Annotated in this window: 31 protein-coding genes and 1 pseudogene; 25 read left to right on the top strand and 7 right to left on the bottom strand. The window is 52.9% G+C overall.

Annotated features, from left to right (window positions below; translation table 11 throughout):
- Positions 1-20: 20 nt before the first annotated feature.
- The 10 genes and pseudogenes from rnr to ABVN36_RS00615 all read left to right on the top strand — a co-directional run bounded on the left by rnr (position 21) and on the right by ABVN36_RS00615 (position 9,375).
- On the top strand, positions 21-2,459 hold the full coding sequence (gene rnr, locus ABVN36_RS00570) for a ribonuclease R (protein WP_023138846.1): 2,439 nt from the start codon (positions 21-23) through the stop codon (positions 2,457-2,459).
- Between the two features lie 90 nt (positions 2,460-2,549).
- Positions 2,550-3,281, top strand: a complete 732-nt coding sequence (rlmB, locus tag ABVN36_RS00575) for a 23S rRNA (guanosine(2251)-2'-O)-methyltransferase RlmB (protein WP_001293274.1) — start codon at positions 2,550-2,552, stop codon at positions 3,279-3,281.
- Between the two features lie 132 nt (positions 3,282-3,413).
- Positions 3,414-3,818, top strand: a complete 405-nt coding sequence (locus ABVN36_RS00580; RefSeq protein ID WP_000312605.1) for a YjfI family protein — start codon at positions 3,414-3,416, stop codon at positions 3,816-3,818.
- Positions 3,819-3,832: 14 nt separating this feature from the next.
- Entirely contained in the window at positions 3,833-4,531 is a 699-nt protein-coding gene (locus tag ABVN36_RS00585) for a PspA/IM30 family protein (protein WP_000511981.1), read from the top strand.
- Positions 4,531-4,632 (top strand): annotated as a pseudogene (locus ABVN36_RS00590) (hypothetical protein); the annotation flags it as partial. The gene ABVN36_RS00585 and the pseudogene ABVN36_RS00590, both read left to right, overlap by 1 nt.
- Before the next feature lie 122 nt (positions 4,633-4,754).
- Positions 4,755-5,438 carry a YjfK family protein gene (locus ABVN36_RS00595; RefSeq protein WP_000090290.1) on the top strand — a complete coding sequence of 228 codons (684 nt, stop codon included), beginning with the start codon at positions 4,755-4,757 and terminating at the stop codon, positions 5,436-5,438.
- A gap of 17 nt (positions 5,439-5,455) precedes the next feature.
- A complete protein-coding gene (locus ABVN36_RS00600; protein WP_000547738.1) occupies positions 5,456-5,854 on the top strand; it encodes a DUF350 domain-containing protein in 399 nt (132 codons plus the stop codon).
- Between the two features lie 9 nt (positions 5,855-5,863).
- On the top strand, positions 5,864-6,502 hold the full coding sequence (locus ABVN36_RS00605; protein WP_001085606.1) for a DUF1190 domain-containing protein: 639 nt from the start codon (positions 5,864-5,866) through the stop codon (positions 6,500-6,502).
- A 2-nt stretch (positions 6,503-6,504) separates the two neighbouring features.
- Positions 6,505-7,668, top strand: a complete 1,164-nt coding sequence (locus tag ABVN36_RS00610; protein WP_023138845.1) for a glutathionylspermidine synthase family protein — start codon at positions 6,505-6,507, stop codon at positions 7,666-7,668.
- A gap of 84 nt (positions 7,669-7,752) precedes the next feature.
- Entirely contained in the window at positions 7,753-9,375 is a 1,623-nt protein-coding gene (locus tag ABVN36_RS00615) for an isovaleryl-CoA dehydrogenase (protein WP_000118964.1), read from the top strand.
- A gap of 44 nt (positions 9,376-9,419) precedes the next feature.
- On the opposite strand, the gene yjfN is transcribed toward ABVN36_RS00615, so the two are convergent.
- Both yjfN and bsmA read right to left on the bottom strand, forming a co-directional pair.
- Positions 9,420-9,695: a DUF1471 family protease activator YjfN gene (gene yjfN / locus ABVN36_RS00620; RefSeq protein ID WP_001518964.1), complete on the bottom strand. Its 276-nt coding sequence runs from the start codon at positions 9,693-9,695 to the stop codon at positions 9,420-9,422.
- 130 nt (positions 9,696-9,825) lie between these two features.
- A complete protein-coding gene (gene bsmA / locus ABVN36_RS00625; RefSeq protein WP_000586836.1) occupies positions 9,826-10,155 on the bottom strand; it encodes a biofilm peroxide resistance protein BsmA in 330 nt (109 codons plus the stop codon).
- 183 nt (positions 10,156-10,338) lie between these two features.
- On the opposite strand from bsmA, the gene yjfP reads away from it, so the two are divergent.
- The gene (yjfP, locus tag ABVN36_RS00630) at positions 10,339-11,088 is read left to right on the top strand and encodes an esterase (RefSeq protein ID WP_023138844.1); all 750 of its coding nucleotides are present in this window, start codon (positions 10,339-10,341) and stop codon (positions 11,086-11,088) included.
- Here the strand turns inward: yjfP and ulaR are convergent.
- Together ulaR and ulaG are read right to left on the bottom strand one after the other, a co-directional pair.
- Positions 11,085-11,840: an HTH-type transcriptional regulator UlaR gene (gene ulaR / locus ABVN36_RS00635; RefSeq protein WP_000133618.1), complete on the bottom strand. Its 756-nt coding sequence runs from the start codon at positions 11,838-11,840 to the stop codon at positions 11,085-11,087. The genes yjfP and ulaR overlap by 4 nt on opposite strands.
- A gap of 104 nt (positions 11,841-11,944) precedes the next feature.
- The gene (gene ulaG / locus ABVN36_RS00640) at positions 11,945-13,009 is read right to left on the bottom strand and encodes an L-ascorbate 6-phosphate lactonase (RefSeq protein ID WP_000049161.1); all 1,065 of its coding nucleotides are present in this window, start codon (positions 13,007-13,009) and stop codon (positions 11,945-11,947) included.
- Positions 13,010-13,371: 362 nt separating this feature from the next.
- Here ulaG and ulaA point away from each other — a divergent pair, with 362 nt between their 5' ends.
- From ulaA to ABVN36_RS00670, 6 genes are read left to right on the top strand one after another with little or no spacing between them, the layout of a single operon-like run.
- Positions 13,372-14,769: a PTS ascorbate transporter subunit IIC gene (gene ulaA, locus ABVN36_RS00645; protein ID WP_000404873.1), complete on the top strand. Its 1,398-nt coding sequence runs from the start codon at positions 13,372-13,374 to the stop codon at positions 14,767-14,769.
- A gap of 15 nt (positions 14,770-14,784) precedes the next feature.
- Entirely contained in the window at positions 14,785-15,090 is a 306-nt protein-coding gene (ulaB, locus tag ABVN36_RS00650; protein WP_000218358.1) for a PTS ascorbate transporter subunit IIB, read from the top strand.
- 9 nt (positions 15,091-15,099) lie between these two features.
- Positions 15,100-15,564, top strand: a complete 465-nt coding sequence (gene ulaC, locus ABVN36_RS00655) for a PTS ascorbate transporter subunit IIA (protein WP_000776531.1) — start codon at positions 15,100-15,102, stop codon at positions 15,562-15,564.
- Between the two features lie 13 nt (positions 15,565-15,577).
- Positions 15,578-16,228 carry a 3-keto-L-gulonate-6-phosphate decarboxylase UlaD gene (ulaD, locus tag ABVN36_RS00660; protein ID WP_000056761.1) on the top strand — a complete coding sequence of 217 codons (651 nt, stop codon included), beginning with the start codon at positions 15,578-15,580 and terminating at the stop codon, positions 16,226-16,228.
- Positions 16,229-16,237: 9 nt separating this feature from the next.
- On the top strand, positions 16,238-17,092 hold the full coding sequence (ulaE, locus tag ABVN36_RS00665; protein ID WP_000949525.1) for an L-ribulose-5-phosphate 3-epimerase UlaE: 855 nt from the start codon (positions 16,238-16,240) through the stop codon (positions 17,090-17,092).
- Positions 17,092-17,778, top strand: coding sequence for an L-ribulose-5-phosphate 4-epimerase (locus ABVN36_RS00670; protein ID WP_023138843.1), 687 nt, complete (start codon positions 17,092-17,094; stop codon positions 17,776-17,778). Before ulaE ends, ABVN36_RS00670 begins: the two co-directional genes overlap by 1 nt.
- A 128-nt stretch (positions 17,779-17,906) precedes the next feature.
- On the opposite strand, the gene yjfY is transcribed toward ABVN36_RS00670, so the two are convergent.
- On the bottom strand, positions 17,907-18,182 hold the full coding sequence (yjfY, locus tag ABVN36_RS00675) for a DUF1471 family protein YjfY (protein WP_001529484.1): 276 nt from the start codon (positions 18,180-18,182) through the stop codon (positions 17,907-17,909).
- Positions 18,183-18,375: 193 nt separating this feature from the next.
- Here yjfY and ABVN36_RS00680 point away from each other — a divergent pair, with 193 nt between their 5' ends.
- The 6 genes from ABVN36_RS00680 (at position 18,376) to ABVN36_RS00705 (ending at position 21,166) form a co-directional block, all read left to right on the top strand.
- Positions 18,376-18,582 carry a hypothetical protein gene (locus ABVN36_RS00680; RefSeq protein ID WP_077908641.1) on the top strand — a complete coding sequence of 69 codons (207 nt, stop codon included), beginning with the start codon at positions 18,376-18,378 and terminating at the stop codon, positions 18,580-18,582.
- A gap of 70 nt (positions 18,583-18,652) precedes the next feature.
- The gene (rpsF, locus tag ABVN36_RS00685) at positions 18,653-19,048 is read left to right on the top strand and encodes a 30S ribosomal protein S6 (protein ID WP_001216673.1); all 396 of its coding nucleotides are present in this window, start codon (positions 18,653-18,655) and stop codon (positions 19,046-19,048) included.
- Between the two features lie 6 nt (positions 19,049-19,054).
- Positions 19,055-19,369 carry a primosomal replication protein N gene (gene priB, locus ABVN36_RS00690; protein ID WP_023138842.1) on the top strand — a complete coding sequence of 105 codons (315 nt, stop codon included), beginning with the start codon at positions 19,055-19,057 and terminating at the stop codon, positions 19,367-19,369.
- 4 nt (positions 19,370-19,373) lie between these two features.
- Positions 19,374-19,601 carry a 30S ribosomal protein S18 gene (rpsR, locus tag ABVN36_RS00695; RefSeq protein ID WP_000135199.1) on the top strand — a complete coding sequence of 76 codons (228 nt, stop codon included), beginning with the start codon at positions 19,374-19,376 and terminating at the stop codon, positions 19,599-19,601.
- Positions 19,602-19,642: 41 nt separating this feature from the next.
- On the top strand, positions 19,643-20,092 hold the full coding sequence (rplI, locus tag ABVN36_RS00700) for a 50S ribosomal protein L9 (protein ID WP_001196065.1): 450 nt from the start codon (positions 19,643-19,645) through the stop codon (positions 20,090-20,092).
- A 147-nt stretch (positions 20,093-20,239) separates the two neighbouring features.
- Positions 20,240-21,166, top strand: coding sequence for a DMT family transporter (locus ABVN36_RS00705; RefSeq protein WP_023138841.1), 927 nt, complete (start codon positions 20,240-20,242; stop codon positions 21,164-21,166).
- A gap of 49 nt (positions 21,167-21,215) precedes the next feature.
- Here ABVN36_RS00705 and ABVN36_RS00710 read toward each other — a convergent pair whose 3' ends face one another.
- Positions 21,216-21,851, bottom strand: a complete 636-nt coding sequence (locus ABVN36_RS00710; RefSeq protein WP_241371379.1) for an OapA family protein — start codon at positions 21,849-21,851, stop codon at positions 21,216-21,218.
- Between the two features lie 219 nt (positions 21,852-22,070).
- On the opposite strand from ABVN36_RS00710, the gene fklB reads away from it, so the two are divergent.
- Positions 22,071-22,691 carry an FKBP-type peptidyl-prolyl cis-trans isomerase gene (fklB, locus tag ABVN36_RS00715; RefSeq protein WP_000235161.1) on the top strand — a complete coding sequence of 207 codons (621 nt, stop codon included), beginning with the start codon at positions 22,071-22,073 and terminating at the stop codon, positions 22,689-22,691.
- A 295-nt stretch (positions 22,692-22,986) separates the two neighbouring features.
- Positions 22,987-24,396 (top strand): D-serine/D-alanine/glycine transporter, encoded by a 1,410-nt coding sequence (gene cycA, locus ABVN36_RS00720; RefSeq protein ID WP_000228322.1) that lies wholly within the window; start codon positions 22,987-22,989, stop codon positions 24,394-24,396.
- Positions 24,397-24,507: 111 nt separating this feature from the next.
- On the opposite strand, the gene ytfE is transcribed toward cycA, so the two are convergent.
- Complete coding sequence (gene ytfE / locus ABVN36_RS00725; RefSeq protein ID WP_000331471.1) at positions 24,508-25,170, bottom strand: iron-sulfur cluster repair protein YtfE; 663 nt, start codon at positions 25,168-25,170, stop codon at positions 24,508-24,510.
- Positions 25,171-25,203: the final 33 nt, after the last annotated feature.

Raw genomic sequence — 25,203 nt, forward strand, 5'->3', positions numbered from 1 at the left:
ATGACAATGGAGGAACCTCAATGTCACAAGATCCTTTCCAGGAACGCGAAGCAGAAAAATACGCGAATCCTATCCCGAGCCGGGAATTTATCCTCGAACATTTAACGAAACGTGAAAAACCGGCCAGTCGCGAAGAACTGGCCGTAGAACTGAATATTGAAGGCGAAGAGCAGCTTGAAGCCTTGCGTCGCCGCCTGCGCGCGATGGAGCGCGACGGACAACTGGTCTTTACCCGCCGCCAGTGCTATGCGCTGCCGGAACGCCTCGACCTGCTGAAAGGCACCGTGATCGGTCATCGTGACGGTTACGGTTTCTTACGTGTCGAAGGCCGCAAAGACGATCTGTATCTTTCCAGCGAGCAGATGAAAACCTGTATTCATGGCGATCAGGTGCTGGCGCAGCCGCTGGGCGCCGATCGTAAAGGTCGCCGCGAAGCGCGTATCGTCCGTGTACTGGTACCGAAAACCAGTCAGATAGTCGGGCGTTATTTCACCGATGCGGGCGTCGGCTTTGTGGTGCCGGACGACAGCCGCCTAAGCTTCGACATTCTTATCCCGCCAGAAGACGTCATGGGCGCGCGGATGGGGTTCGTGGTCGTGGTTGAACTGACCCAACGTCCAACTCGCCGTACTAAAGCGGTAGGGAAAATCGTCGAAGTGCTGGGCGACAATATGGGCACCGGTATGGCGGTTGATATGGCGCTGCGTACCCATGAAATACCTTACATCTGGCCGCAGGCGGTAGAGCAGCAGGTCGCCGGGCTGAAAGAAGAGGTGCCGGAAGAGGCGAAAGTCGGTCGTGTCGATCTGCGCGATTTGCCGCTGGTCACGATTGATGGCGAAGATGCCCGTGACTTTGACGACGCGGTTTACTGTGAGAAAAAACGCGGCGGCGGCTGGCGTTTGTGGGTCGCTATTGCTGACGTGAGCTATTATGTACGGCCGCCAACGCCGTTGGATCGCGAGGCGCGCAATCGCGGCACGTCGGTTTACTTCCCGTCACAGGTTGTCCCAATGTTGCCGGAGGTGCTCTCCAACGGCCTGTGTTCGCTAAACCCGCAGGTTGACAGGCTGTGTATGGTCTGTGAAATGACCATCTCGGCGAAAGGTCGGCTGACCGGCTACAAATTCTATGAAGCGGTGATGAGCTCCCATGCGCGTCTGACCTATACCAAAGTCTGGCATATGCTGCAGGGCGATCAGGATCTGCGTGAACAATATGCGCCGCTGGTGAAGCATATTGAAGAGCTGCACAACCTCTACAAAGTACTGGATAAAGCGCGTGAAGAGCGCGGGGGGATCTCGTTTGAGAGCGAAGAGGCGAAGTTTATCTTTAACGCCGATCGTCGCATTGAGCGTATCGAACAGACCCAGCGTAATGACGCGCATAAGCTTATCGAAGAGTGCATGATCATGGCGAATATCTCGGCGGCGCGCTTTGTCGAAAAAGCTAAAGAGCCGGCGTTATTCCGTATTCATGATAAGCCCACCACCGAAGCGATCACCTCATTCCGCTCCGTACTGGCGGAGCTGGGGTTGGAGCTGCCGGGCGGAAACAAACCGGAACCGCGCGATTATGCCGAACTGCTTGAATCGATTGCCGACCGGCCGGACGCCGAAATGCTGCAAACTATGCTGCTGCGTTCAATGAAGCAGGCGATTTACGATCCGGAAAACCGCGGGCACTTTGGCCTGGCGTTGCAGTCTTATGCGCACTTTACCTCGCCGATTCGCCGCTATCCGGATCTTTCTTTGCACCGCGCCATTAAGTACCTGCTGGCGAAAGAGCAAGGGAACAAGGACAACACCACAGAAACGGGCGGTTATCACTACTCGATGGAAGAGATGTTGCAGCTCGGCCAGCACTGTTCGATGGCGGAACGCCGCGCTGATGAAGCGACGCGTGATGTCTCCGACTGGCTGAAATGTGACTTTATGCTGGATCAGGTAGGCAACGTCTTTAAGGGCGTGATTGCCAGCGTCACTGGTTTCGGCTTCTTTGTCCGTCTTGATGAACTGTTTATCGATGGGCTGGTACACGTTTCCTCACTGGATAACGATTACTATCGCTTCGATCAGGTAGGGCAACGTCTGATTGGCGAGTCCGGCGGGCAGACATATCGCCTGGGCGACCGGGTCGAGGTACGCGTCGAAGCGGTGAATATGGACGAACGGAAAATTGACTTTAGCCTGATCTCCAGCGAGCGCGCACCGCGTAACGTCGGCAAAACGGCGCGTGAAAAAGCGAAAAAAGGTGAAAGTAAAAACGCCGGTAAACGTCGTCAGGTAGGTAAAAAAGTTAACTTCGAGCCTGATAGCGCCTTCCGCGGCGAGAAAAAAGCGAAGCCGAAAGCAGCAAAGAAAGACGCGAGAAAAGCAAAAAAGCCATCGGCTAAAACGCAGAAAATAGCCGCAGCGACCAAAGCGAAGCGTGCGGCGAAGAAAAAAGCGGCAGAGTGAGCAATACCCTCTTCAAACAGAAGAGAGTGAATTATCTGTAGGCCGGGCAAGCGTAGCGCCCCCGGCAAAACGTAAACAACGAGTACATTAATGAGCGAAATGATTTACGGCATCCACGCAGTGCAGGCCCTGCTGGAGCGCGCCCCTGAACGTTTTCAGGAAGTCTTTATTTTAAAAGGCCGTGAAGATAAACGTCTGTTGCCGCTGATTCACGCCCTTGAGTCCCAGGGCGTGGTTATCCAGCTGGCAAACCGCCAATATCTCGACGAGAAAAGCGACGGTGCCGTGCATCAGGGCATTATCGCTCGCGTGAAACCAGGCCGGCAGTATCAGGAAAACGATCTGCCGGATCTGATCGCATTACACGATCGCCCCTTTTTGTTGATCCTCGATGGCGTCACCGATCCGCATAATCTTGGCGCCTGTCTGCGCAGCGCCGATGCCGCAGGCGTACATGCGGTAATCGTGCCGAAAGACCGCTCCGCGCAACTTAACGCGACGGCGAAGAAAGTCGCCTGCGGCGCAGCAGAAAGCGTGCCGTTGATCCGCGTCACCAACCTGGCGCGCACGATGCGCATGTTGCAGGAAGAGAATATCTGGATTGTCGGAACGGCGGGCGAGGCTGACCATACGCTGTATCAGAGCAAAATGCCTGGCCGCATGGCGCTGGTCATGGGCGCAGAAGGTGAAGGTATGCGTCGTCTGACCCGTGAGCACTGCGATGAGCTGATCAGCATTCCTATGGCCGGTAGCGTGTCGTCGCTGAATGTCTCTGTGGCGACCGGGATTTGTCTGTTTGAAGCCGTTCGCCAGCGAACCTGACGCTAATAGTATTTTTTAAGAAAATAACCATCCATAATCGGATGGTTTTTTTTTATCTTTGGCTGGTAATATAAAAAGCAAAACCTACCCTGTAACTCCCTTTATTTATAAAAAAGAGATAGAGATAATAATATGGCATGGACTCCACGGACGCTGGCGGATGCGTTAAACAACATCGCCGAATTAGATATTGATATAGAAAATAATGAGTCTTCATTAATAATAAAAATGAATGATTATGGCGATTTACCACTGGCGGTTTTATTTACCTCGCAACAAATAGTTATCGAGACTTATATCTGTCCGGTAAATACGATTAGAGATACCGCGGAATTTAATCTTTTCTTACTGAGAAATCAGAAGGTTTTACCGCTGTCTTCGGTCGGTATTACTCAGGTAAAACAGGAGGAATATTATGTCGCTTTTGGCGCGCTGTCGTTAAATTCGTCGCTTGCCGACGTGACGCTGGAAATCACCACGCTTGTAGAAAATGCGTTGGATATCGCTGAAATAACACAAGTCTATTCACAGGAATAATACAGGCGGCTTACATGGGAATTTTAAAAAGTTTGTTCACGTTAGGTAAATCATTCGTTGCTCAGGCAGAAGAGGCCATTGATGAAGCACAGGGTGTACGTATGCTGGAGCAGCATATTCGCGACGCAAAAGCCGAGCTGGATAAAGCGGGTAAATCCAGAGTGGATTTATTGGCGCGGGTGAAGCTAAGCCATGACAAGCTGAATGATTTACGTGAGCGTAAAGCCAGCCTTGAAACGCGGGCGTTGGCGGCAATGAGTAAGAATGTCGACGCCGCTTTACTCAACGAAGTGGCGGAAGAAATAGCCCGTCTGGAAAATGCCATTCTTGCCGAAGAACAGGTGCTGACTAATCTGGAAGCCTCTCGCGATGCGGTGGAGAAGGCCGTAACGGCGACAGGCCAGCGGATTGCGCAGTTTGAGCAGCAACTTGAAGTGGTTAAGGCGACAGAAGCCATGCAGCGCGCGCAGCAGGCGGTGACGACCTCGACCGTCGGAGCCGCGTCGAATGTGTCTACGGCGGCGGAGTCGCTTAAACGTTTACAAACGCGTCAGGCTGAACGCCAGGCCCGGCTGGATGCCGCCGCGCAGCTGGAAAAAGTCGCCGATGGACGCGACCTGGATGAAAAACTGGCGCAGGCGGGTATTGGCGCAACCAATAAAAGCAATGCTCAGGATGTGTTGGCGCGTTTACAGCGTCAACAAGGCGAATAATGCTCTTTACGTGGATTGTCAAAACCTGCCAGCGTCATTTGTCCAGACTGACCTGGCCCGCTTTGCTGGGCCTGTTTATCGGGCAGTATCTGCTTTGTTATCGGTAGCGCGAAAGCGCTCTACCGTGCTGAGCTTCGTCGCTTTCATACGAGACGGCACATGAATGCTCGATCTCAAATGGCATTATGCCCAACGACAATCGCATTCTGGCTGAAGAGGTCGCATGGCAAGAGATAGAGGTTCCCCTATGATGCAATTTTTTCAGCGTTTGCTCGGTAAAACAAGCGCGCCAGCGCCGATTCGCGGACCATTAGGATTACATCTTAACGCCGGTTTCACGCTGGATACGCTGGCATTCCGGCTACTGGAGTCGTCGTTGCTGGTGGCGCTACCGGGTGAAAAATACACTGTCGCGGCAGCGAGTCGCATAGATTTAGGCGGCGGCAGTCAGATTTTTCGCTACTACACCTCTGGCGATGAGTTTCTACAAATTAACACCACTGGCGGCACGGATGTTGACGACATTGATGACATCAAACTTTTTGTATATGAGGAAAGTTTCGGTATTAACGAGGAACGTCACTGGCGTTCAGCCATTGCGCCAGCGGCAATAGGGCCGATGACGCTCAACTGGCAAGAACGGCGCTGGCAGCGTTTTTTTAACCATGAAGAGCCGGGCAATATTGAACCTGTTTACATGCTGGAAAAGGTTGAAAATCAGCAGGCAGAGAAATGGGACGTTCACAATTTTACGATGGGCTTCCAGCGCCAGGTGACGGATGACGCCTGGGAGTATCTTCTATTGAACGGGGAAGAATCATTTAACGAGCGCGGTGAGCCTGAATGGGTGTTTTCACGCGCCCTCGGCGTGGATATCCCGCTCACTTCACTGACGGTTATTGGTTAAGCACATACAGGGAAATTATGCATATACTGGACGCATTACTGGCTTTCTGCGCCTATTTTTTTATTGGCGCGGCAATGGTCATTGTATTTCTTTTTATTTACTCAAAGATAACGCCACATAATGAATGGCAGTTGATAAAAAATAACAATACTGCGGCATCGCTGGCCTTTAGCGGTACGTTGCTGGGCTATGTCATCCCATTATCCAGCGCGGCGATAAACTCGGTCAGTATCCCGGACTATTTTGCCTGGGGCGGCATTGCGCTGGTGATTCAACTGCTGATTTATGGTTGCGTAAGGTTATACATGCCTACGCTGAGCGAAAAAATTATTAATCACAACGTGGCGGCGGGGCTATTTATGGGAACCGCAGCGCTGGCTGGCGGTATTTTTAACGCTGCCTGTATGACATGGTAACGGAAGATCATGGCAAAAAAACGAAAATCCAGAAGCACATCCGGCGTAGGCCATTCGGCAATAAGACGGATAGCCGAACCGGTCAATCCCTTTGAGCGGCAACGAAATCGCTACACGCCAAAATACCTGACGCTGGCGATTATGGGCGGAGCGGCCTTTTTTCTCCTGAAAGGGTACGGTGACGGCAGCAATAGTGACAACGACGGCGATGGGACGTTTTACGCCACGGTGAACGACTGTATTGACGATGGCAATAGCGCCAGCGTTTGCGCTGACGGCTGGAATAATGCGAAAACAGAATTTTACGCTAATGTGCCTAAGCAATTGACGCAGGAGCGCTGTCAGTCGCAGTTTGGCGATTGCTACTTTGATATCACCGAGCGGAGCTGGGTTCCGGTATTAAGCGGCTTTTTACTCAGCCGCGCGATTCGTCAGAACCGTGATGAACAATACATCTATAGCAGCGGCGGTTCATCCTACGTCTCCCGTCCCGTCTGGCGCACCACATCCGGCGACTATGCGTGGCGCAGCGGCACAGGGAAAAGCGATACCGTGACCAGCCCTGGTTATATCACACGGAAAGCGTCCACCGTCTCCCGCGGCGGCTATGGCCGTTCTTCCAGCGCCCGCGGGCACTGGGGAGGCTAACCATGCTACGACACAACGTACCGATACGTCGGGATCTGGATAAGATCGCCTGCGATCACGGTTTTGACTTTCATGTTATCGATAACGAAATTTACTGGGATGAAAGCCGGGCCTACCGTTTTACATTACGGCAAATTGAAGAACAGATCGAAAAACCGACCGCAGAGCTTCATCAGATGTGTCTGGAGATTGTCGAGCGGGCCGTCCGGGATGAGCAGATCATGCAGCAGCTGGCGATCCCGCCATTGTACTGGGATGTCATCGCCGAAAGTTGGCGCAGCCGCGATCCTTCGCTTTACGGGCGGATGGATTTCGTCTGGTGCGGCAAAGATCCGGTTAAATTGCTGGAATACAATGCGGATACGCCGACGTCGCTCTATGAGTCCTCCTACTTTCAATGGCTATGGCTGGAGGATGTCCGTCGTAGCGGCGCCATCCCGCGTGATGCCGATCAATACAACGCGATACAGGAGCGGCTGATCGCCCGCTTCAGCGAGCTGTACAGTCGGGAACCGCTCTACTTTTGCTGTTGTGAAGATACCGACGAAGATCGCACGACGGTGCTGTACCTTCAGGATTGCGCGCAGCAGGCGGGCCAGGAAACGCGATTTATCTATATTGAAGAACTGGGGCTTGGCGTAGGCGGCGTGCTGACCGATCTGGACGATAACGTGATTCGCCGCGCCTTTAAGCTCTACCCGCTGGAGTGGATGATGCGCGACGACAACGGCCCGCTGTTGCGAAAACGTCGTGAGCAATGGATTGAGCCATTGTGGAAAAGTATTCTGAGTAACAAAGGGCTGTTGCCGTTATTGTGGCGCTTTTTCCCTGGCCATCCGAATCTGCTGCCGGCCTGGTTTGAGGGCGAAAAATCGCTCGCAGCGCCAGGTGAAAGCAGCGTGCGGAAGCCGATTTATTCACGTGAAGGCGGCAACGTCACGATTTTCGACGAGCGGCAAAATGTTATCGATCATGCCGACGGCGACTACGCTGACGAGCCGATGATTTACCAGGCGTTTCAGCCTTTGCCGCGCTTTGGCGATAGCTATACGCTGATTGGCAGTTGGATCATTGACGATGAAGCCTCCGGAATGGGGATTCGCGAGGACAATACGCTGATTACCAAAGACACTTCCCGTTTCGTCCCACATTATATTGCCGGTTAATCATACTTTTGTGATCTTGCTCCGGCGTCAATGGCGCAGTCATGACCATACTTGACTTCAGCGCCATTGAAGGAGGGAGACACCATGTCCTGGCAAACACATACCGTTTTTAATCAACCAGCTCCGCTCAATAACAGTAACTTATTCCTGTCTGATGGCGCGCTGTGTGAAGCGGTTTCCCGGGAAGGCGCGGGATGGGATAGCGATCTTCTCGCCAGCATTGGCCAACAACTGGGAACGGCGGAATCACTGGAACTGGGTCGTCTGGCGAACGCGCATCCTCCTGAGTTGCTGCGTTACGATCCCCAGGGACAGCGTCTGGATGACGTTCGCTTTCATCCCGCCTGGCACCTGTTGATGCAGGGGCTTTGCGCTAATCGGGTACATAACCTGGCCTGGGAGGAAGAGGCAAGGGCGGGAAGTTTTGTCGCCCGGGCGGCGCGTTTTGTATTACATGCTCAGGTAGAAGCGGGAACACTCTGTCCTGTCACGATGACCTTTGCCGCGACACCGTTGCTATTGCAGATGCTTCCCGCCACTTTCCATGACTGGCTGGCGCCGCTGCGCAGCGATCGCTACGATTCGCATTTGCTGCCGGGCGGGCAAAAACGGGGCCTGCTCATCGGCATGGGAATGACGGAAAAGCAGGGCGGATCTGACGTACTCAGTAATACGACCCACGCGGAGCGGCTGGCGGATGATTCATATCGGCTGGTGGGACATAAATGGTTTTTCTCTGTGCCGCAAAGCGATGCGCACCTCGTGCTGGCGCAGGCAAAAGGAGGACTATCCTGTTTCTTTGTGCCGCGTTTCCTGCCAGACGGGCAACGGAACTCTGTTCGTCTTGAACGCCTGAAAGATAAACTCGGTAATCGATCTAATGCCAGCGCCGAAGTCGAGTTTCAGGATGCCGTCGGCTGGCGGCTGGGAGAAGAGGGCGAAGGGATTCGGCATATCTTAAAGATGGGCGGTATGACGCGTCTTGATTGCGCGCTCGGGAGTCATGGCTTAATGCGGCGTGCGTTTTCAGTCGCCATTTACCATGCTCATCAGCGTCAGGCTTTTGGTAAGCCGCTGATCGAACAACCGTTGATGCGACAAACCTTAAGTCGTATGGCGCTATGCCTGGAGGGGCAGACGGCGCTGTTGTTTCGGCTGGCGCGCGCCTGGGAGCAACGTCGCGAGGCGAAAGAGGCATTATGGGCGCGATTATTCACGCCAGCGGCGAAATTCGCCATCTGTAAGCAGGGAATCCCTTTTGTGGCTGAGGCGATGGAGGTTCTCGGCGGGATGGGGTATTGCGAAGAGAGCGAACTCCCGCGCCTGTACCGTGAAATGCCGGTGAACAGTATCTGGGAAGGTTCCGGCAATATCATGTGTCTGGATGTACTTCGGGTGCTGACAAAACAACACGGCGTCTATGACGTATTGAGTGAAGCTTTTGCGGAAGTCAAAGGTCAGGATCGCCATTACGACCGCGCGGTACGTCAGCTACAGCAACGTTTACGCAAACCGGACGAAGCAATGGGCAGAGAGATTACGCAGCAGCTTTTCTTGCTGGGGTGCGGAGCGGAAATGCTGCGTCATGCCTCGCCGCCGCTGGCGCAAGCGTGGTGTCAGATGATGCTGGATACACGCGGCGAAATGCCGCTGCCTGCCCAGGTGCAAAATGATTTACTGTTAAGGGCGACCGGGGGACTGCGGTAACGTTTGACCTGTAGTACATGCCATCCGGCGCGAGCCACGCGGCATCAGGCATAGAGTATCGCCTGTACGCGCCAGTTATCCGACTGTTGTTCTTCATACATTTGAATAATTCTGTACCAGGACGCACCCTGTTCATCGGCTTTGAGGGCGATAATCCGCTCTACATCCTGTGGGTTTCCTGCAACATTACTGACCGAGATCAGGCCGATTTCATTCAGACCCGTTACGCAGTCAGCACTGGCGAATTCGGCAGACTGTGCCGTCGTACTCACCAGTCCGGCAGAAAGCAGCAGTGAGGATAAGGCAAGTTCTTGTTTCATCGTCAGCTCCTTATTACATACCCCGCATTTAACAGGACGCTCCATCACGGTAAACCTGTTTGTTTATTGTGCACAGGTAAACGCATAGGGGCGCAAAGCAATGTAAAACTGACTAAAAATCAATCTACTGTTATTGACGATACAAAATGGCTTGTGAATACCACTGGCCGGTTACAACCGTTTCATCAACCATTAAGATAACGTAATAATCGGCTTTCGCAGCGACGGCTTTCGCTCTGATTTCATCTATTGCATCATCCGGGGAGCCCCGAACCAGCGCGCTTACGGTCCCCATCCGCTGTAGTCCTTGCGTTTGATCGCGACGGATTTCCTGCGGGTGATCGGCGACAGGCGGCGCAGGTTGCGGCGTACCCTGCAGCACGCTACACGCGCTTAATAACAGCGCTGCTATCAATGAAGCAAACCGACGCATAACTCTATCTCGTTTCCTGATAATCATAGTGTAATGCCTTATTGATTTCCCTTTAGGGGGAATGTTCCCGAAGTGTTACCTGTCACGCGATTTTCGAATGAAAACGTTGCGAAAGCGTAACCCAGTTCTCAAACATTATGAATTATTGCGCTATCCATAAACTTGCGTTAAGTATTTCTCCGTGGCATACCGGATAAAAAGGAGAGAATAATGATAGCGATTGAAACACGACAATTAGCCGGAGGCGTCGTACTACATGCCTTCCCGGAAGGGAAACGTGCCGTGCCGCTTCCCTGTGTGGTGTTCTATCATGGCTTCACCTCCTCCAGCCTGGTTTATAGTTATTTTGCCGTTGCCCTGGCACAGGCAGGATTCCGGGTAGTCATGCCGGATGCGCCGGAGCATGGCGCTCGCTTCGGCGGCGACTCACAGGGACGGATACACCGATTCTGGCAGATTCTGCACCAAAACATGCAGGAATTTACGACGTTACGTGCGGCGATTCAGGCGGAAAACTGGCTACTTGACGGGCGGTTGGCGGTGGGCGGCGCATCCATGGGCGGTATGACGGCGCTGGGCATTATGACGCGTCACCGAGAGGTAAAATGCGGGGCCAGTTTAATGGGGTCGGGCTATTTTACCGGGCTTGCCCGGACGCTTTTCCCGCCGTTATCCCCGCAGAACCCGGCACAGCAGGCGGAATTCGACAATATCATTGCGCCGCTACGTGAATGGGAAGTCACACACCAGTTAGAGCGACTGGCCGACAGGCCGCTTCTGTTGTGGCATGGTCGGGAGGATGACGTGGTGCCTGCTATCGAAACCTTCCGGCTCCAGCAGGCACTCGCCGGGGCGAAGCTGGATAAGCATGTGACCTGTTTATGGGCCGCAGGCGTGCGGCATCGCATTACGCCAGAAGCGTTGTCGGCGACGGTAGCGTTTTTCCGACAGCATCTTTAAACGCGGAGTATGCTTACACCCTGGGCTTCAAGCTGTTGCAAAACCTGCGGATTGGCATTTTTGCCGGTAATCAGCATAGCGATCTGATCGGCGCGGCTGAACAGCATCCCCGCGCGCTCGCCAATTTTACTGCTATCGACCAGCGCGACCAGTTTACCGACGACGCTGAGCATTTTTTGTTCCGCCATGGCGGTTAGCATATCGGTCTTGTACAGGCCATCCGCGGTTAAGCCCTTTCCGCTGGTAAACATCCAGTGGCCCGCATAGAGACTGTTTTCACTTCCCTGCGGGCTCAGGGTAATCGACTGGCTTTTATTATACTGACCACCCATGATAATCACGCTGTCATGCTCTTGATCGATCAGATAATTCGCCAGCGGCAGATAGTTGGTAATGATCTGTACCGGCTTCCCGCACATTTCGCGCCCCAGCAGGAAAGCGGTGGAGCCGCAGTTAATCACTACGCTTTCACCCGGGTTTACCAGCTGCGACGCCGCTTTCGCGATGCGTACTTTTTCATCGTGATTTTGCGCCTGGTGCAGATTCATCGGCGTCCAGCGGGGCCGCTGTTGGGTAATGGCCTCTGCGCCGTTGCGCACTTTTTTAAGTTTCCCGCTTTCGTCGAGCTTGTTGATGTCGCGGCGCGCTGTCGCCGGGGAGATCCCCAGACGCTCAATCACGTTTTCGACGGTAACAAAGCCCAACTGTGCCAGCATATCCAGCAGTATTTGATGTCTTTGTGCTTCAGTCATGAGCTATTCCGATACAAATTGATTTGAAAAGATGATATTTGAAATAGCCTGGAAATACTAAAGTAAATGGAAAAAATGCCGGGTAATCCCGGCATGATATCGACTCACAGGAAGGATTTGAACGGTAGATCGGGTTCAATGGTAAAGCAATCGTCAAACCCACGCGGATAGTGGTATTCGAAATTGTCTTTATCCAGCGGCCAGGTAAACTTGCCGCCAACCTGCCAGATAAACGGTTTAAAACCATACTTCAGGCGATCTTTCTTCATTTCCCATAGCACGCGGATCTCTTGCGGATCGGCCTGGAAGTTCGACCAGATATCGTGATGGAACGGGATCACCACTTTGGTATTCAGCGATTCCGCCATGCGTAAAATATCCGCGCTGGTCATTTTGTCCGTAATACCGCGCGGGTTTTCACCGTAAGAACCGAGCGCGACATCAATTTGATGTTCGTTGCCGTGTTTCGCGTAGTAGTTGGAATAGTGAGAATCGCCGCTGTGATAGAGATTGCCGCCCGGCGTTTTAAACAGATAGTTAACCGCGCGTACATCCATGCCGTCCGGCAGTACGCCAGCGGCTTTCTGATCGGCGGGCAGGGTGATTAATGCAGTGCGGTCAAAGGCATCAAGCGCATGAATTTCAATATCTTTCACTTTCACGACATCGCCCGGTTTTACCACGATGCAGCGTTCTTTCGGCACGCCCCAGCCAACCCACAAATCCACGCAGGTCTGCGGGCCGATAAACGGAACATCATCGGCGCAATTCTGCATTACGGCAGCCGCGACATTGACGTCAATGTGATCGTTATGGTCGTGGGTCGCCAGTACGGCGTCAATCTGACGGATAGCGAAAGGATCGAGAACAAACGGCGTGGTGCGCAGGTTAGGCTGTAATTTTTTGACGCCAGCCATACGCTGCATCTGATGGCCGGTTTTCATCAACGGATTACCGTGGCTCTGTTTACCGGTACCGCACCAGAAATCGACGCATACGTTAGTGCCGCCTTCAGATTTTAGCCAGATACCAGTACAGCCCAGCCACCACATAGCGAACGTACCCGGCGCGACCTGCTCTTGCTCAATCTCTTCGTTCAGCCAGCTTCCCCACTCCGGAAACGTGCTCAGAATCCATGATTCACGCGTGATGCTTTGTACTTTACTCATCGCATTTACCTTCATGTTTGTTCAAAATGGTTCAAAACGTGATTTGTTTTGATTAATCCTGACACTATTTTCTCAAGAAGGCAATGGGCTATTTTTTGACTTTTGGGTAGAGGAGAACGCAGCCAGAAGAAAATTTAATCTTTTCTGGCGTCATGGGGATGTGTTCATCTTTATGATTTTACTTATTTTAATGAAGAAATGAGTTATTTATAAGTAAACCATGTATTAAGTGTGCTAATTATTTGCGCGCTACGTCACATTTAATCAAATTCAATCTTGTTGTGATTACTTTTGAAAATTACAGTGGAGGGACATTATTCTGAGCGCCTGTGACTCAGCAACCTTGTCTACCGGAGATCGTTATGGAGATCCTCTACAACATCTTTACCATTTTTTTTAATCAGGTAATGACCAATGCCCCGCTATTACTGGGTATTGTGACCTGCCTGGGCTATATCCTGCTGCGTAAAAGCGTCAGCGTGATCATCAAAGGGACGATCAAAACCATCATTGGCTTCATGCTGCTACAGGCCGGGTCCGGCATTCTGACCAGCACCTTTAAACCGGTGGTGGCGAAAATGTCTGAGGTCTACGGCATCAACGGCGCGATTTCCGATACCTATGCTTCGATGATGGCAACGATCGAACGGATGGGTGATGCGTATAGTTGGGTAGGCTACGCGGTGTTGCTCGCGCTGGCGCTGAATATTTGTTACGTCTTGTTGCGACGCATTACCGGTATTCGCACCATCATGTTGACCGGGCACATCATGTTCCAGCAGGCGGGGCTGATTGCGGTCTCTTTCTATATCTTCGGCTATTCCATGTGGACCACCATTATCTGCACGGCGATACTGGTTTCCCTGTACTGGGGTATTACCTCCAACATGATGTACAAGCCGACTCAGGAAGTGACCGATGGCTGTGGTTTCTCCATCGGTCACCAGCAGCAGTTTGCTTCCTGGATTGCCTATAAAGTCGCGCCGTTCCTGGGCAAAAAAGAGGAAAGCGTTGAAGACCTCAAACTGCCGGGCTGGCTGAACATTTTCCATGACAACATCGTCTCCACGGCGATTGTAATGACCATCTTCTTTGGTGCCATTCTGCTCTCCTTTGGTATCGATACCGTACAGGCGATGGCGGGTAAAACCCACTGGACAATCTATATCCTGCAAACCGGTTTCTCCTTTGCGGTGGCGATCTTCATCATCACCCAGGGCGTGCGTATGTTTGTCGCCGAGCTCTCTGAGGCCTTTAACGGTATCTCCCAGCGTCTGATTCCGGGCGCAGTACTGGCGATTGACTGCGCCGCTATTTATAGCTTCGCGCCGAACGCGGTGGTCTGGGGCTTTATGTGGGGCACCATCGGTCAGCTGATTGCGGTTGGCATCCTGGTTGCCTGCGGTTCCTCGATCCTGATTATTCCTGGCTTTATCCCGATGTTCTTCTCTAACGCCACTATCGGCGTGTTCGCTAACCACTTCGGCGGCTGGCGTGCGGCGCTGAAGATTTGTCTGGTGATGGGGATGATCGAAATCTTTGGTTGCGTCTGGGCGGTGAAACTCACGGGGATGAGCGCCTGGATGGGTATGGCGGACTGGTCGATTCTGGCACCGCCGATGATGCAGGGCTTCTTCTCCCTCGGTATCGCCTTTATGGCCGTCATCATTGTAATTGCACTGGCTTATATGTTCTTCGCTGGCCGCGCACTGCGCGCAGAAGAAGATGCAGAAAAACAACTGGCAGAACAGTCTGCTTAATAAGGAGTTTTGATTATGACCGTACGTATTCTGGCTGTATGTGGCAACGGGCAGGGCAGTTCCATGATCATGAAAATGAAAGTGGACCAGTTTTTAACCCAATCAAACATTGACCACACGGTAAACAGCTGCGCGGTTGGCGAGTACAAAAGCGAGTTGAGCGGCGCGGATATCATCATCGCTTCTACCCATATTGCAGGCGAAATCAGCGTGACCGGCAACAAATATGTGGTTGGCGTGCGCAACATGCTGTCGCCTGCGGATTTTGGCCCGAAACTGCTGGAAGTGATCAAAGAACATTTCCCGCAAGACGTGAAGTAAGGATGCAACATGAAATTACGTGATTCACTGGCGGAGAATAATTCTATCCGCCTGCAGGCTGAAGCGAATACCTGGCAGGAAGCCGTCAAGATCGGCGTCGATTTACTGGTGGCTGCCGACGTGGTAGAGCCGCGCTATTACCAGGCGATTCTGGATGGCGTTGAGCAGTTTGGCCCCTATTTTGTGATTGCCCCCGGCCTGGCGATGCCGCATGGCCGCCCGGAAGAAGGGGTGAAGAAAACCGGTTTTTCGCTGGTGACCCTGAAAAAGCCGCTGGAGTTCAACCACGAAGATAACGACCCGGTCGATATTCTGATCACCATGGCGGCGGTTGATGCCAACACTCACCAGGAAGTGGGCATCATGCAGATCGTCAACCTGTTTGAAGACGAAGCTAATTTTGACCGTTTACGCGCCTGCCGCACCGCGCAGGAAGTCCTGGATCTCATTGACCGCACCAACGCGGCAGCTTAAGAAGGAATTGAAAATGTCATTACCAATGTTGCAGGTCGCGCTGGACAACCAGACTATGGATAGCGCCTATGAAACCACTCGCCTGATTGCCGAAGAAGTCGACATTATCGAAGTGGGCACCATTCTGTGCGTGGGTGAAGGCGTGCGCGCCGTTCGCGACCTGAAAGCGCTCTATCCGCACAAAATCGTGCTGGCGGACGCCAAAATTGCCGATGCCGGTAAAATCCTCTCCCGTATGTGTTTCGAAGCCAACGCGGACTGGGTGACCGTGATTTGCTGTGCGGATATCAACACCGCAAAAGGCGCGCTGGATGTGGCGAAAGAGTTTAACGGCGATGTGCAAATCGAGCTGACCGGTTACTGGACCTGGGAACAGGCGCAGCAGTGGCGCGATGCGGGCATTCAGCAAGTGGTTTATCACCGCAGCCGCGATGCGCAGGCGGCAGGCGTGGCGTGGGGCGAGGCGGATATTACCGCGATTAAGCGACTCTCCGATATGGGCTTTAAAGTGACCGTGACCGGCGGACTGGCGCTGGAAGACCTGCCGCTGTTCAAAGGCATTCCGATCCATGTCTTTATCGCGGGGCGTAGCATTCGCGATGCCGAATCGCCGGTAGAAGCCGCACGGCAGTTCAAACGCTCCATTGCCCAACTGTGGGGCTAAGGAGCGGCTATGCTGTCGAAACAAATTCCGCTCGGCATCTATGAAAAAGCGCTCCCTGCCGGGGAGTGCTGGCTGGAGCGCCTGCGGCTGGCGAAAACGCTGGGTTTTGACTTTGTTGAAATGTCGGTGGACGAGACCGACGCCCGACTGGCGCGGCTCGACTGGAGTCGCGAGCAGCGTCTGGCGCTAGTGAGCGCGGTTGCTGAAACCGGCGTGCGCGTGCCGTCCATGTGTCTGAGCGCGCATCGTCGTTTTCCGCTCGGTAGCGAAGATGACGCGATACGGGCGCAGGGGCTGGAGATTATGCGTAAAGCGATTCAGTTTGCGCAGGACGTTGGGATTCGCGTCATTCAACTGGCGGGGTACGACGTTTACTATCAGCAGGCCAATGACGAAACGCGTTGCCGCTTCCGCGATGGGTTAAAAGAGAGCGTTGATATGGCTAGCCGCGCCCAGGTGACGCTGGCGATGGAGATCATGGATTATCCATTGATGAATTCCATCAGTAAAGCGCTGGGCTATGCTCACTACCTCAATAACCCGTGGTTCCAGCTCTATCCGGATATCGGCAATCTGTCTGCCTGGGATAACGACGTACAGATGGAGCTACAGGCGGGAATCGGGCATATCGTCGCGGTACACGTCAAAGATACTAAACCCGGCGTGTTCAAAAATGTGCCGTTTGGCGAAGGCGTTGTCGATTTCGAACGCTGCTTCGAAACGCTCAAACAGAGTGGCTATTGCGGGCCCTATCTGATTGAGATGTGGAGCGAAACAGCAGAGAACCCGGCGGCAGAGGTAGCGAAAGCGCGTGACTGGGTGAAAGCGCGCATGGCCAGCGCCGGTCTGGTGGAGGCAGCCTAATGCAAAAGCTCAAGCAGCAGGTATTTGACGCTAACATGGATTTGCCCCGTTATGGACTGGTGACGTTTACCTGGGGCAACGTCAGCGCTATCGATCGCGAACGCGGGCTGGTGGTGATTAAGCCAAGCGGTGTCGCCTATGAAACCATGAAGGTAGATGACATGGTGGTGGTGGATATGGATGGCAAAGTGGTGGAGGGAGGTTATCGTCCTTCTTCCGATACCGCTACCCATCTGGCGCTGTATCAACGCTATCCGTCGCTTGGCGGCGTCGTTCATACCCACTCCACCCACGCCACGGCATGGGCGCAGGCGGGGATGGCTATTCCGGCGCTCGGTACCACGCACGCGGACTATTTCTTGGGCGATATTCCTTGTACCAGGGCGTTAAGCGAAGAAGAAGTGCAGGGCGAGTACGAGCTGAACACCGGTAAGGTGATCATCGAAACGCTGGGCGAGGTGGAACCGCTGCATACGCCAGGCATTGTCGTGTATCAACACGGGCCATTCGCCTGGGGGAAAGATGCGCACGATGCGGTACATAACGCGGTGGTCATGGAGGAAGTGGCAAAAATGGCGTGGATTGCGCGCGGCATTAACCCGGCGCTGAATCCCATCGACGATTATCTGATGAATAAACACTTCATGCGTAAGCATGGCCCGAATGCGTATTACGGGCAGAAGTGAAGTATGAGCTCCGGAATGTGAATATTATCGGGATGTCACAGGTCTAATTCCGGAGCCATCTTTCCGCGAAAAAAGCCCCCTGCTCAGGGGGCAAATCAACTATGGCTTTTTCGTTGGTTTTCCTGATGCTAGCGATAAATATTCGCGCTGGCGTGTATATTGCCGTTGCTACCCGGTTCCCGGATAAGTATGACGTGATAATACATTGCGTTTCGCACGTCGGCCTCTTCATTCAGCGCCAGATTGGCTTCGCTTTCCGTGGCGAAGTTGTGGTTGATGTAGATCACGCCTAAGCTGCGCACATCATCCATATTTCTGGCCTGATGATTATTTAACTCGATGGCTGCCGTTGCCGTTATGCCAGGCAAAAGCGCAGCCAGAAATAACATTATCCGGGCTCGCATAGAGTACCTCCTCAGCAGCGCGGTCTGGTTGGCGATATCCCCCTTTAGTGAATCGCTTCTGGTTTAATTTTAACCATAACCCGCCGCAGAGATGGCGACCTTTTCTGATGCTGTTGTTCAAAAAATTATCGCATTGTCGTTTTTTACCTGATTAACAACCCGTTGATGTATGCCGCTATGTTTAAGAAACCCTGTGTGGCAAAAAAGTAAGCTGACCACAGTGTCAATTTTTCTGCCGCAACAGGCCGTTTATAGTGGCATGCGATATGAAGTTAATATCTCAGCAGCAAAATGTGACGGGACAGGCGTTACGTTCGGCACGATAAATAATTGTACAATCACCTTGAGTTTGCCCGCAGGCGCCAGTATTATAACGCGTCATTTTTCAGCCGACCTTTAACACGTTCCTTGCCTCCATGGGCCGCGGCTGACCCAGACAGGAGGCTGAATAATCCGTAAGGAGCAATTCGATGCGTCATTACGAAATCGTTTTTATGGTCCATCCTGACCAGAGCGAACAGGTTCCGGGCATGATCGAGCGTTACTCTGCTGCCATCACTGGCGCAGAAGGCAAGATCCACCGTCTGGAAGACTGGGGCCGCCGTCAGCTGGCTTACCCGATCAACAAACTGCACAAAGCGCACTACGTTCTGATGAACGTTGAAGCGCCGCAGGAAGTGATCGATGAGCTGGAAACTACCTTCCGCTTCAACGATGCCGTTATCCGCAGCATGGTTATGCGTACTAAGCACGCTGTTACCGAAGCTTCTCCGATGGTTAAAGCGAAAGACGAGCGCCGTGAGCGTCGCGATGATTTCGCTAACGAAACCGCAGATGATGCTGAAGCTGGGGATTCTGAAGAGTAATTTCTGATGACCAACCGTCTGGCGTTGTCCGGCACCGTGTGCAGGGCCCCCCTTCGAAAGGTCAGTCCATCAGGAATTCCGCATTGCCAGTTCGTGCTTGAGCATCGTTCTGTGCAAGAGGAAGCCGGCTTTCACCGGCAGGCGTGGTGCCAAATGCCCGTTATTGTTAGCGGACACAAAAATCAGGCCATTACTCACAGTATAACGGTCGGCAGCCGCATAACCGTTCAGGGGTTTATTTCTTGCCACAAGGCAAAGAACGGTCTGAGCAAAATGGTTCTGCATGCCGAGCAGATTGAATTGATAGATTCTGGAGACTAGCCATATGGCACGTTATTTCCGTCGTCGCAAGTTCTGCCGTTTCACCGCGGAAGGCGTTCAAGAGATCGACTATAAAGATATCGCTACGCTGAAAAACTACATCACCGAAAGCGGTAAGATTGTCCCAAGCCGTATCACCGGTACCCGTGCAAAATACCAGCGTCAGCTGGCTCGCGCTATCAAACGCGCTCGCTACCTGTCTCTGCTGCCGTACACTGATCGCCATCAGTAATCGGTCACGGTCCATTAATACGACTTTGAGAGGATAAGGTAATGCAAGTTATTCTGCTTGATAAAGTAGCAAACCTGGGTAGCCTGGGTGATCAGGTTAACGTTAAAGCGGGCTATGCTCGTAACTTCCTGGTACCACAGGGTAAAGCTGTTCCGGCTACCAAGAAAAACGTTGAATACTTCGAAGCACGTCGCGCTGAACTGGAAGCTAAACTGGCTGACGTTCTGGCTGCTGCAAATGCACGCGCAGAGAAAATCAACGCCCTGGAAACCGTTACTATCGCGTCTAAAGCAGGCGACGAAGGTAAACTGTTCGGTTCCATCGGTACTCGCGACATCGCTGACGCTGTGACTGCGGCTGGCGTTGACGTGGCTAAGAGCGAAGTTCGTCTGCCGAACGGCGTTCTGCGTACCACTGGCGAACACGAAGTGAACTTCCAGGTTCACAGCGAAGTATTCGCAAAAGTTATCATCAACGTGGTTGCTGAGTAATCAGTCATTCTCGTTTTTGCTAGCAACGAAACGTCGGCCCAGCGCCGACGTTTTGCTTTTTTAACCCCATCGCTTTTCGACTGGCTATCTCCCCCTCTTTTCGCGATAATCAAAAATAAAACATTATTTTAATTTCTTGGTGAAAGAATGGATACCCAACGCCAGGCCTCCCCGTTTGCCCGCAAAAACGTCGTTTATGTGTGTGCCGCATTTTGTTGCCTGCTATGGGGCAGCGCTTATCCAGCCATCAAAAGCGGTTATGACCTCTTTCAGATAGCCACCGATGATATCCCTTCTAAAATTGTTTTTGCTGGTTATCGTTTTTTGTTTGCGGGTGGGTTGCTGCTACTGTTCGCGCTGCTTCAGCGTAAACCGATTGGTCGGTTTCGTCCGCGCCAGTTTGCTCAGTTAACGTTACTGGGTCTGACCCAGACGTCGCTGCAATATCTCTTTTTCTATATCGGCCTTGCGTTCACCTCCGGCGTGAAAGGCTCAATCATGAATGCGACAGGCACATTCTTCAGCGTATTGCTGGCGCACTTTATTTATCAGAACGACCGATTGAGCTACAACAAAACGCTCGGCTGTATTCTGGGCTTTGCGGGCGTCATGGTGGTGAACGTCAGCAACGGCCTGGATTTCAGCTTTAATCTGCCGGGAGAAGGCTCCGTGGTGCTGGCGGCGTTTATTCTTTCTGCGGCCACATTGTATGGCAAACGTCTCTCGCAGACGGTCGATCCGATGGTCATGACTGGCTATCAATTGGGGATTGGCGGTCTGGTACTGGTCATTGGCGGTTACGTTTTTGGCGGTACGCTGACGATACATGGCTTCTCGTCGGTGGCGATTTTAGTCTACCTGACGTTACTCTCGTCGGTCGCTTTTGCGCTATGGAGCATTTTACTCAAATATAATCGCGTGGGGATGATTGCGCCGTTTAACTTTCTGATCCCGGTTTCCGGCGCGGCTCTTTCGGCTATTTTTCTCGGCGAGAATATTCTGGAGTGGAAATACATGATGGCGCTGGTGCTGGTGTGTTCGGGGATTTGGTGGGTGAATAAGGTGAAGCGGTAATGCTTCACCTGAACGAATAGGGTATAGGCGGGGTAAGGCGCAGCCGGCGTTACTGTGCGCGAATAAAACTGCCGTCAGGCTGACGCGTAAACAGCACCTGTTGACCGTTATCGCCATCTATCGTTAAACCTGTCACCACCCCGCTGGCATTCTGGCGAATTTTAATCATTTGACCATTTTTGAGATTACTCAGCGGTTTGCCAGCGCCTTCTACCTGCGCCATTGCATAAACGTCTGTCGGGGGCAGCCCGTGGTCACGGAACAGTTGCGCCAGAGTTTTACCAGGCTCTACCCGGTACGAGCGCCACTGTTGACCGATGCCGCTATCCTGCTGGAAAGGCTGCGTCTGCGGCTGGTTTTGTTCTTCCGGCTGGCCTTCCTGGATAGGTTCCGGCGCAACGGGCGCCACCTGATCCGGATCGTTTTGCGGCGCGACCAGTTGCGCCTGAAGCTGGGCCTCCGTCGGCGGCTGTGATTGCGATTGCAGATCCAATTGCGCTTCCCGCGTGACGACAGGCGAGTCGCTGGTCTCGCTGGCGGGCAGCAGGAAGCCGATCACCAGCACGATAGCGGCAATGATAATGCCACGACGATGCATAGGCGGCAGCGGCCCCATGATGCGAAAATTATCCGGCGCGTGCCAGATTTTCGCCAGGGTTGGTTTTAATTCAAAGCGCCCGGGCATGGTTTACCTCCTGCTCCGCATCTCGTTCCTTAATCATAGAGTATAGATGGCTAACGCTATGATACTGGTAGTGCTATCCGCTTTCGTGACATCAATACGGATAATCTATTGTTTCTTTTTCCCTGCGATTTGTCATCCTCCCTGAGACAAAGTTTTACCAGAAGAAGCGTGGCTGTTATGCTGCCCGCTACTTTTTTGATATCCGATGAAGGAAAAATAATGGCCACCCCGACTTTTGACACTATTGAAGCGCAAGCGAGCTACGGCATTGGTTTGCAGGTAGGGCAGCAGCTCAGCGAATCCGGTCTTGAAGGGCTGTTGCCTGAAGCGCTGGTTGCAGGCATTGCTGATGCGCTGGAAGGTAAACACCCGGCGGTTCCTGTTGATGTGGTGCATCGTGCGCTGCGTGAAATTCATGAGCGTGCGGACGCGGTGCGTCGTGAGCGTTTCAAAGCGATGGCGGCCGAAGGCGTGAAATACCTGGAAGAAAACCGCGAAAAAGACGGTGTGAACAGTACTGAATCTGGTTTACAGTTCCGCGTTCTGACGCAGGGCGAAGGCGCGATTCCGGCGCGTACCGACCGCGTACGCGTGCATTACACCGGTAAGCTTATTGATGGCACCGTATTTGACAGCTCCGTCGCGCGCGGCGAACCGGCTGAATTCCCGGTAAATGGCGTGATCGCCGGCTGGATTGAAGCGCTGACTCTGATGCCGGTAGGTTCCAAATGGGAACTGACTATCCCACAGGAGCTGGCCTATGGCGAGCGTGGGGCCGGGGCATCTATTCCGCCATTCAGCACCCTGGTGTTTGAGGTGGAACTGCTGGAAATTCTGTAAGCGCCCCGGGTTTGCCGGATGATGGCGTAAACGCCTTATCCGGCAACCCTGACTTCAGCAGATGCCAATATTTTATTTTGCAAATGGCGTCGTTACGTGTATTTTTGTGAGCTAATTCGCATTATCAAAGTGATATAACACTCATTTTAAACATAAAATTAACATTGTATTTGAATCTTAGTATTCATCCCGCCGATTCTTACCTAATATCGATGAGTCCTGATAACAGGATCGTCGTATCATAGACCAAAGGCCGTAGAGCCCGCACAACACAGACAGGTACAGGAAGAAAAACATGGTAGATCAGGTAAAAGTCGCAGCCGACGAACAGGCTCCGGCTGAACAGTCGCTACGGCGCAATCTTACAAACCGTCATATACAGCTTATCGCTATTGGCGGCGCTATTGGTACCGGTCTGTTTATGGGATCGGGTAAAACGATCAGTCTCGCCGGACCGTCGATCATTTTTGTGTATATGATCATCGGTTTTATGCTTTTTTTCGTGATGCGCGCCATGGGGGAATTGCTGCTCTCGAATCTGGAATATAAATCGTTTAGCGATTTTGCTTCCGACCTGCTTGGCCCCTGGGCGGGATATTTCACCGGCTGGACGTACTGGTTTTGCTGGGTAGTGACCGGTATGGCTGACGTGGTGGCGATTACCGCCTACGCGCAGTTCTGGTTTCCCGGCCTTTCCGATTGGGTCGCCTCGCTGGCGGTAGTGATCCTGCTGCTAAGCCTCAACCTCGCCACCGTTAAAATGTTTGGTGAAATGGAATTTTGGTTTGCTATGGTCAAAATCGTCGCCATCGTAGCGTTGATTGTGGTCGGGCTGGTGATGATTGCGATGCACTTTAAATCGCCGACCGGCGTTGAAGCGTCTTTCGCGCATCTGTGGAATGACGGCGGCTGGTTCCCGAAAGGTATTAGCGGGTTCTTTGCCGGTTTCCAGATTGCGGTGTTCGCCTTCGTGGGCATTGAGCTGGTCGGCACTACCGCCGCAGAAACTAAAGATCCGGAAAAATCGCTGCCGCGCGCGATTAACTCAATACCGATCCGTATCATCATGTTCTACGTCTTTGCGCTGATTGTCATTATGTCGGTGACGCCGTGGAGTTCCGTGGTGCCGGATAAGAGCCCGTTTGTTGAGCTGTTTGTACTGGTGGGTCTGCCTGCCGCCGCGAGCGTGATCAACTTTGTTGTGCTGACCTCGGCGGCGTCTTCCGCCAACAGCGGCGTCTTCTCGACCAGCCGTATGCTGTTTGGCCTGGCGCAAGAAGGCGTGGCGCCAAAAGCGTTCGCTAAGCTATCGAAACGCGCGGTACCGGCGAAAGGCCTGACCTTCTCCTGTATCTGCCTGCTGGGCGGCGTGGTTATGCTGATGGTCAACCCGAGCGTGATTGGCGCATTCACCATGATCACTACGGTTTCGGCTATCCTGTTTATGTTTGTCTGGACCATCATTCTGTGTTCATACCTGGTGTACCGCAAAAAGCGTCCCCACCTGCATGAAAAATCCATCTATAAGATGCCGCTCGGCAAGCTGATGTGCTGGGTCTGCATGGCGTTCTTTGCATTCGTGCTGGTATTACTGACGCTGGAAGACGATACGCGCCAGGCGCTGATCGTGACGCCGCTGTGGTTTATCGCGTTGGGTCTGGGCTGGCTGTTGATAGGTAAGAAACGGATGGCGGGAATGCGTTAATTGTTTTGCCCGGTGGCGCTGGCGCTTACCGGGCTTACAGCGTAGCGTTGATTTGTAGGCCGGATAAGGCGCAGTTTACAGCCGCCATCCGGCAAAATGCCCGGCTGGCGATTATTCCCCGGCCAGCGCGCGTGGGAACAGCACGTTATTCTCCAGGCTGATGTGCTCCATCAGATCATCAATCATCTCATTAATGCCGTTATACATCGCTTTCCAGGTGGTGCAGGCTTCTGGCGGCGGCGTTACATTTTGGGTGACGTGTTTGATGACGTCTACCAGCTCTCCCGCCTCGTCATGCTCGCTTTCCATTACGCTTATCGGGCCCGTTGCCTGGCGACCCATACCCTGTTTGATCATGGGGAACAGGATCTGTTCTTCTTTCATCATATGGCTGGAAAGCTCTTCATGCAGCGCGGTGAGATATTTTGTCAGGCCGCGTGGGACGTTTGGCTTATCCGCGTGGACGCGTTCCACTTTGGTTGCCTGCAGGATAAGCTCCGGCAGTTGTTCGCGATGTCGGTCATGATAGCGCACCACGATATGGTCAATAATGTCCGCCAGCGGAACGGCGCGCCAGTCTTTTTCGATGGGCTGTTCAGCCAACTGCGCGAGTTGCGCTTCTATGATGTCAATATCGACGTCGTGACGCGCGGCGGCACGCGCCAGCGTCTGTTTTCCGCCGCAGCAGTAATCCATATCGTACTGGCGAAACAGCGCCGATGCGCGGGGAATAGAGAGCGCCAGTTCGCCTAAAGGTTGATCGCGATAAGCCATAGCCGTTACCTCATTTGCAATAATATAAGTTGT

The organism is Salmonella sp. SJTUF15581 (assembly GCF_043356775.1).
Lineage (GTDB): Bacteria > Pseudomonadota > Gammaproteobacteria > Enterobacterales > Enterobacteriaceae > Salmonella > Salmonella enterica.

Bases quoted from the DNA above. Each gene is read 5' to 3' on its own strand.
- yjfP (WP_023138844.1), top strand. From the start codon at position 10,339: ATGATAGCGATTGAAACACGACAATTAGCCGGAGGCGTCGTACTACAT.
- rlmB (WP_001293274.1), top strand. From the start codon at position 2,550: ATGAGCGAAATGATTTACGGCATCCACGCAGTGCAGGCCCTGCTGGAG.
- ulaE (WP_000949525.1), top strand. From the start codon at position 16,238: ATGCTGTCGAAACAAATTCCGCTCGGCATCTATGAAAAAGCGCTCCCT.
- ABVN36_RS00580 (WP_000312605.1), top strand. From the start codon at position 3,414: ATGGCATGGACTCCACGGACGCTGGCGGATGCGTTAAACAACATCGCC.
- ABVN36_RS00585 (WP_000511981.1), top strand. From the start codon at position 3,833: ATGGGAATTTTAAAAAGTTTGTTCACGTTAGGTAAATCATTCGTTGCT.
- fklB (WP_000235161.1), top strand. From the start codon at position 22,071: ATGGCCACCCCGACTTTTGACACTATTGAAGCGCAAGCGAGCTACGGC.
- priB (WP_023138842.1), top strand. From the start codon at position 19,055: ATGACCAACCGTCTGGCGTTGTCCGGCACCGTGTGCAGGGCCCCCCTT.
- ulaR (WP_000133618.1), bottom strand. From the start codon at position 11,840: ATGACTGAAGCACAAAGACATCAAATACTGCTGGATATGCTGGCACAG.
- ABVN36_RS00705 (WP_023138841.1), top strand. From the start codon at position 20,240: ATGGATACCCAACGCCAGGCCTCCCCGTTTGCCCGCAAAAACGTCGTT.
- ulaD (WP_000056761.1), top strand. From the start codon at position 15,578: ATGTCATTACCAATGTTGCAGGTCGCGCTGGACAACCAGACTATGGAT.
- rplI (WP_001196065.1), top strand. From the start codon at position 19,643: ATGCAAGTTATTCTGCTTGATAAAGTAGCAAACCTGGGTAGCCTGGGT.
- ulaB (WP_000218358.1), top strand. From the start codon at position 14,785: ATGACCGTACGTATTCTGGCTGTATGTGGCAACGGGCAGGGCAGTTCC.
- ABVN36_RS00670 (WP_023138843.1), top strand. From the start codon at position 17,092: ATGCAAAAGCTCAAGCAGCAGGTATTTGACGCTAACATGGATTTGCCC.
- ulaA (WP_000404873.1), top strand. From the start codon at position 13,372: ATGGAGATCCTCTACAACATCTTTACCATTTTTTTTAATCAGGTAATG.
- ABVN36_RS00595 (WP_000090290.1), top strand. From the start codon at position 4,755: ATGGCAAGAGATAGAGGTTCCCCTATGATGCAATTTTTTCAGCGTTTG.
- rnr (WP_023138846.1), top strand. From the start codon at position 21: ATGTCACAAGATCCTTTCCAGGAACGCGAAGCAGAAAAATACGCGAAT.
- ABVN36_RS00605 (WP_001085606.1), top strand. From the start codon at position 5,864: ATGGCAAAAAAACGAAAATCCAGAAGCACATCCGGCGTAGGCCATTCG.
- yjfY (WP_001529484.1), bottom strand. From the start codon at position 18,182: ATGCGAGCCCGGATAATGTTATTTCTGGCTGCGCTTTTGCCTGGCATA.
- yjfN (WP_001518964.1), bottom strand. From the start codon at position 9,695: ATGAAACAAGAACTTGCCTTATCCTCACTGCTGCTTTCTGCCGGACTG.
- ytfE (WP_000331471.1), bottom strand. From the start codon at position 25,170: ATGGCTTATCGCGATCAACCTTTAGGCGAACTGGCGCTCTCTATTCCC.
- ABVN36_RS00600 (WP_000547738.1), top strand. From the start codon at position 5,456: ATGCATATACTGGACGCATTACTGGCTTTCTGCGCCTATTTTTTTATT.
- rpsF (WP_001216673.1), top strand. From the start codon at position 18,653: ATGCGTCATTACGAAATCGTTTTTATGGTCCATCCTGACCAGAGCGAA.
- bsmA (WP_000586836.1), bottom strand. From the start codon at position 10,155: ATGATTATCAGGAAACGAGATAGAGTTATGCGTCGGTTTGCTTCATTG.
- ulaC (WP_000776531.1), top strand. From the start codon at position 15,100: ATGAAATTACGTGATTCACTGGCGGAGAATAATTCTATCCGCCTGCAG.
- ulaG (WP_000049161.1), bottom strand. From the start codon at position 13,009: ATGAGTAAAGTACAAAGCATCACGCGTGAATCATGGATTCTGAGCACG.
- cycA (WP_000228322.1), top strand. From the start codon at position 22,987: ATGGTAGATCAGGTAAAAGTCGCAGCCGACGAACAGGCTCCGGCTGAA.
- ABVN36_RS00615 (WP_000118964.1), top strand. From the start codon at position 7,753: ATGTCCTGGCAAACACATACCGTTTTTAATCAACCAGCTCCGCTCAAT.
- ABVN36_RS00610 (WP_023138845.1), top strand. From the start codon at position 6,505: ATGCTACGACACAACGTACCGATACGTCGGGATCTGGATAAGATCGCC.
- ABVN36_RS00710 (WP_241371379.1), bottom strand. From the start codon at position 21,851: ATGCCCGGGCGCTTTGAATTAAAACCAACCCTGGCGAAAATCTGGCAC.
- rpsR (WP_000135199.1), top strand. From the start codon at position 19,374: ATGGCACGTTATTTCCGTCGTCGCAAGTTCTGCCGTTTCACCGCGGAA.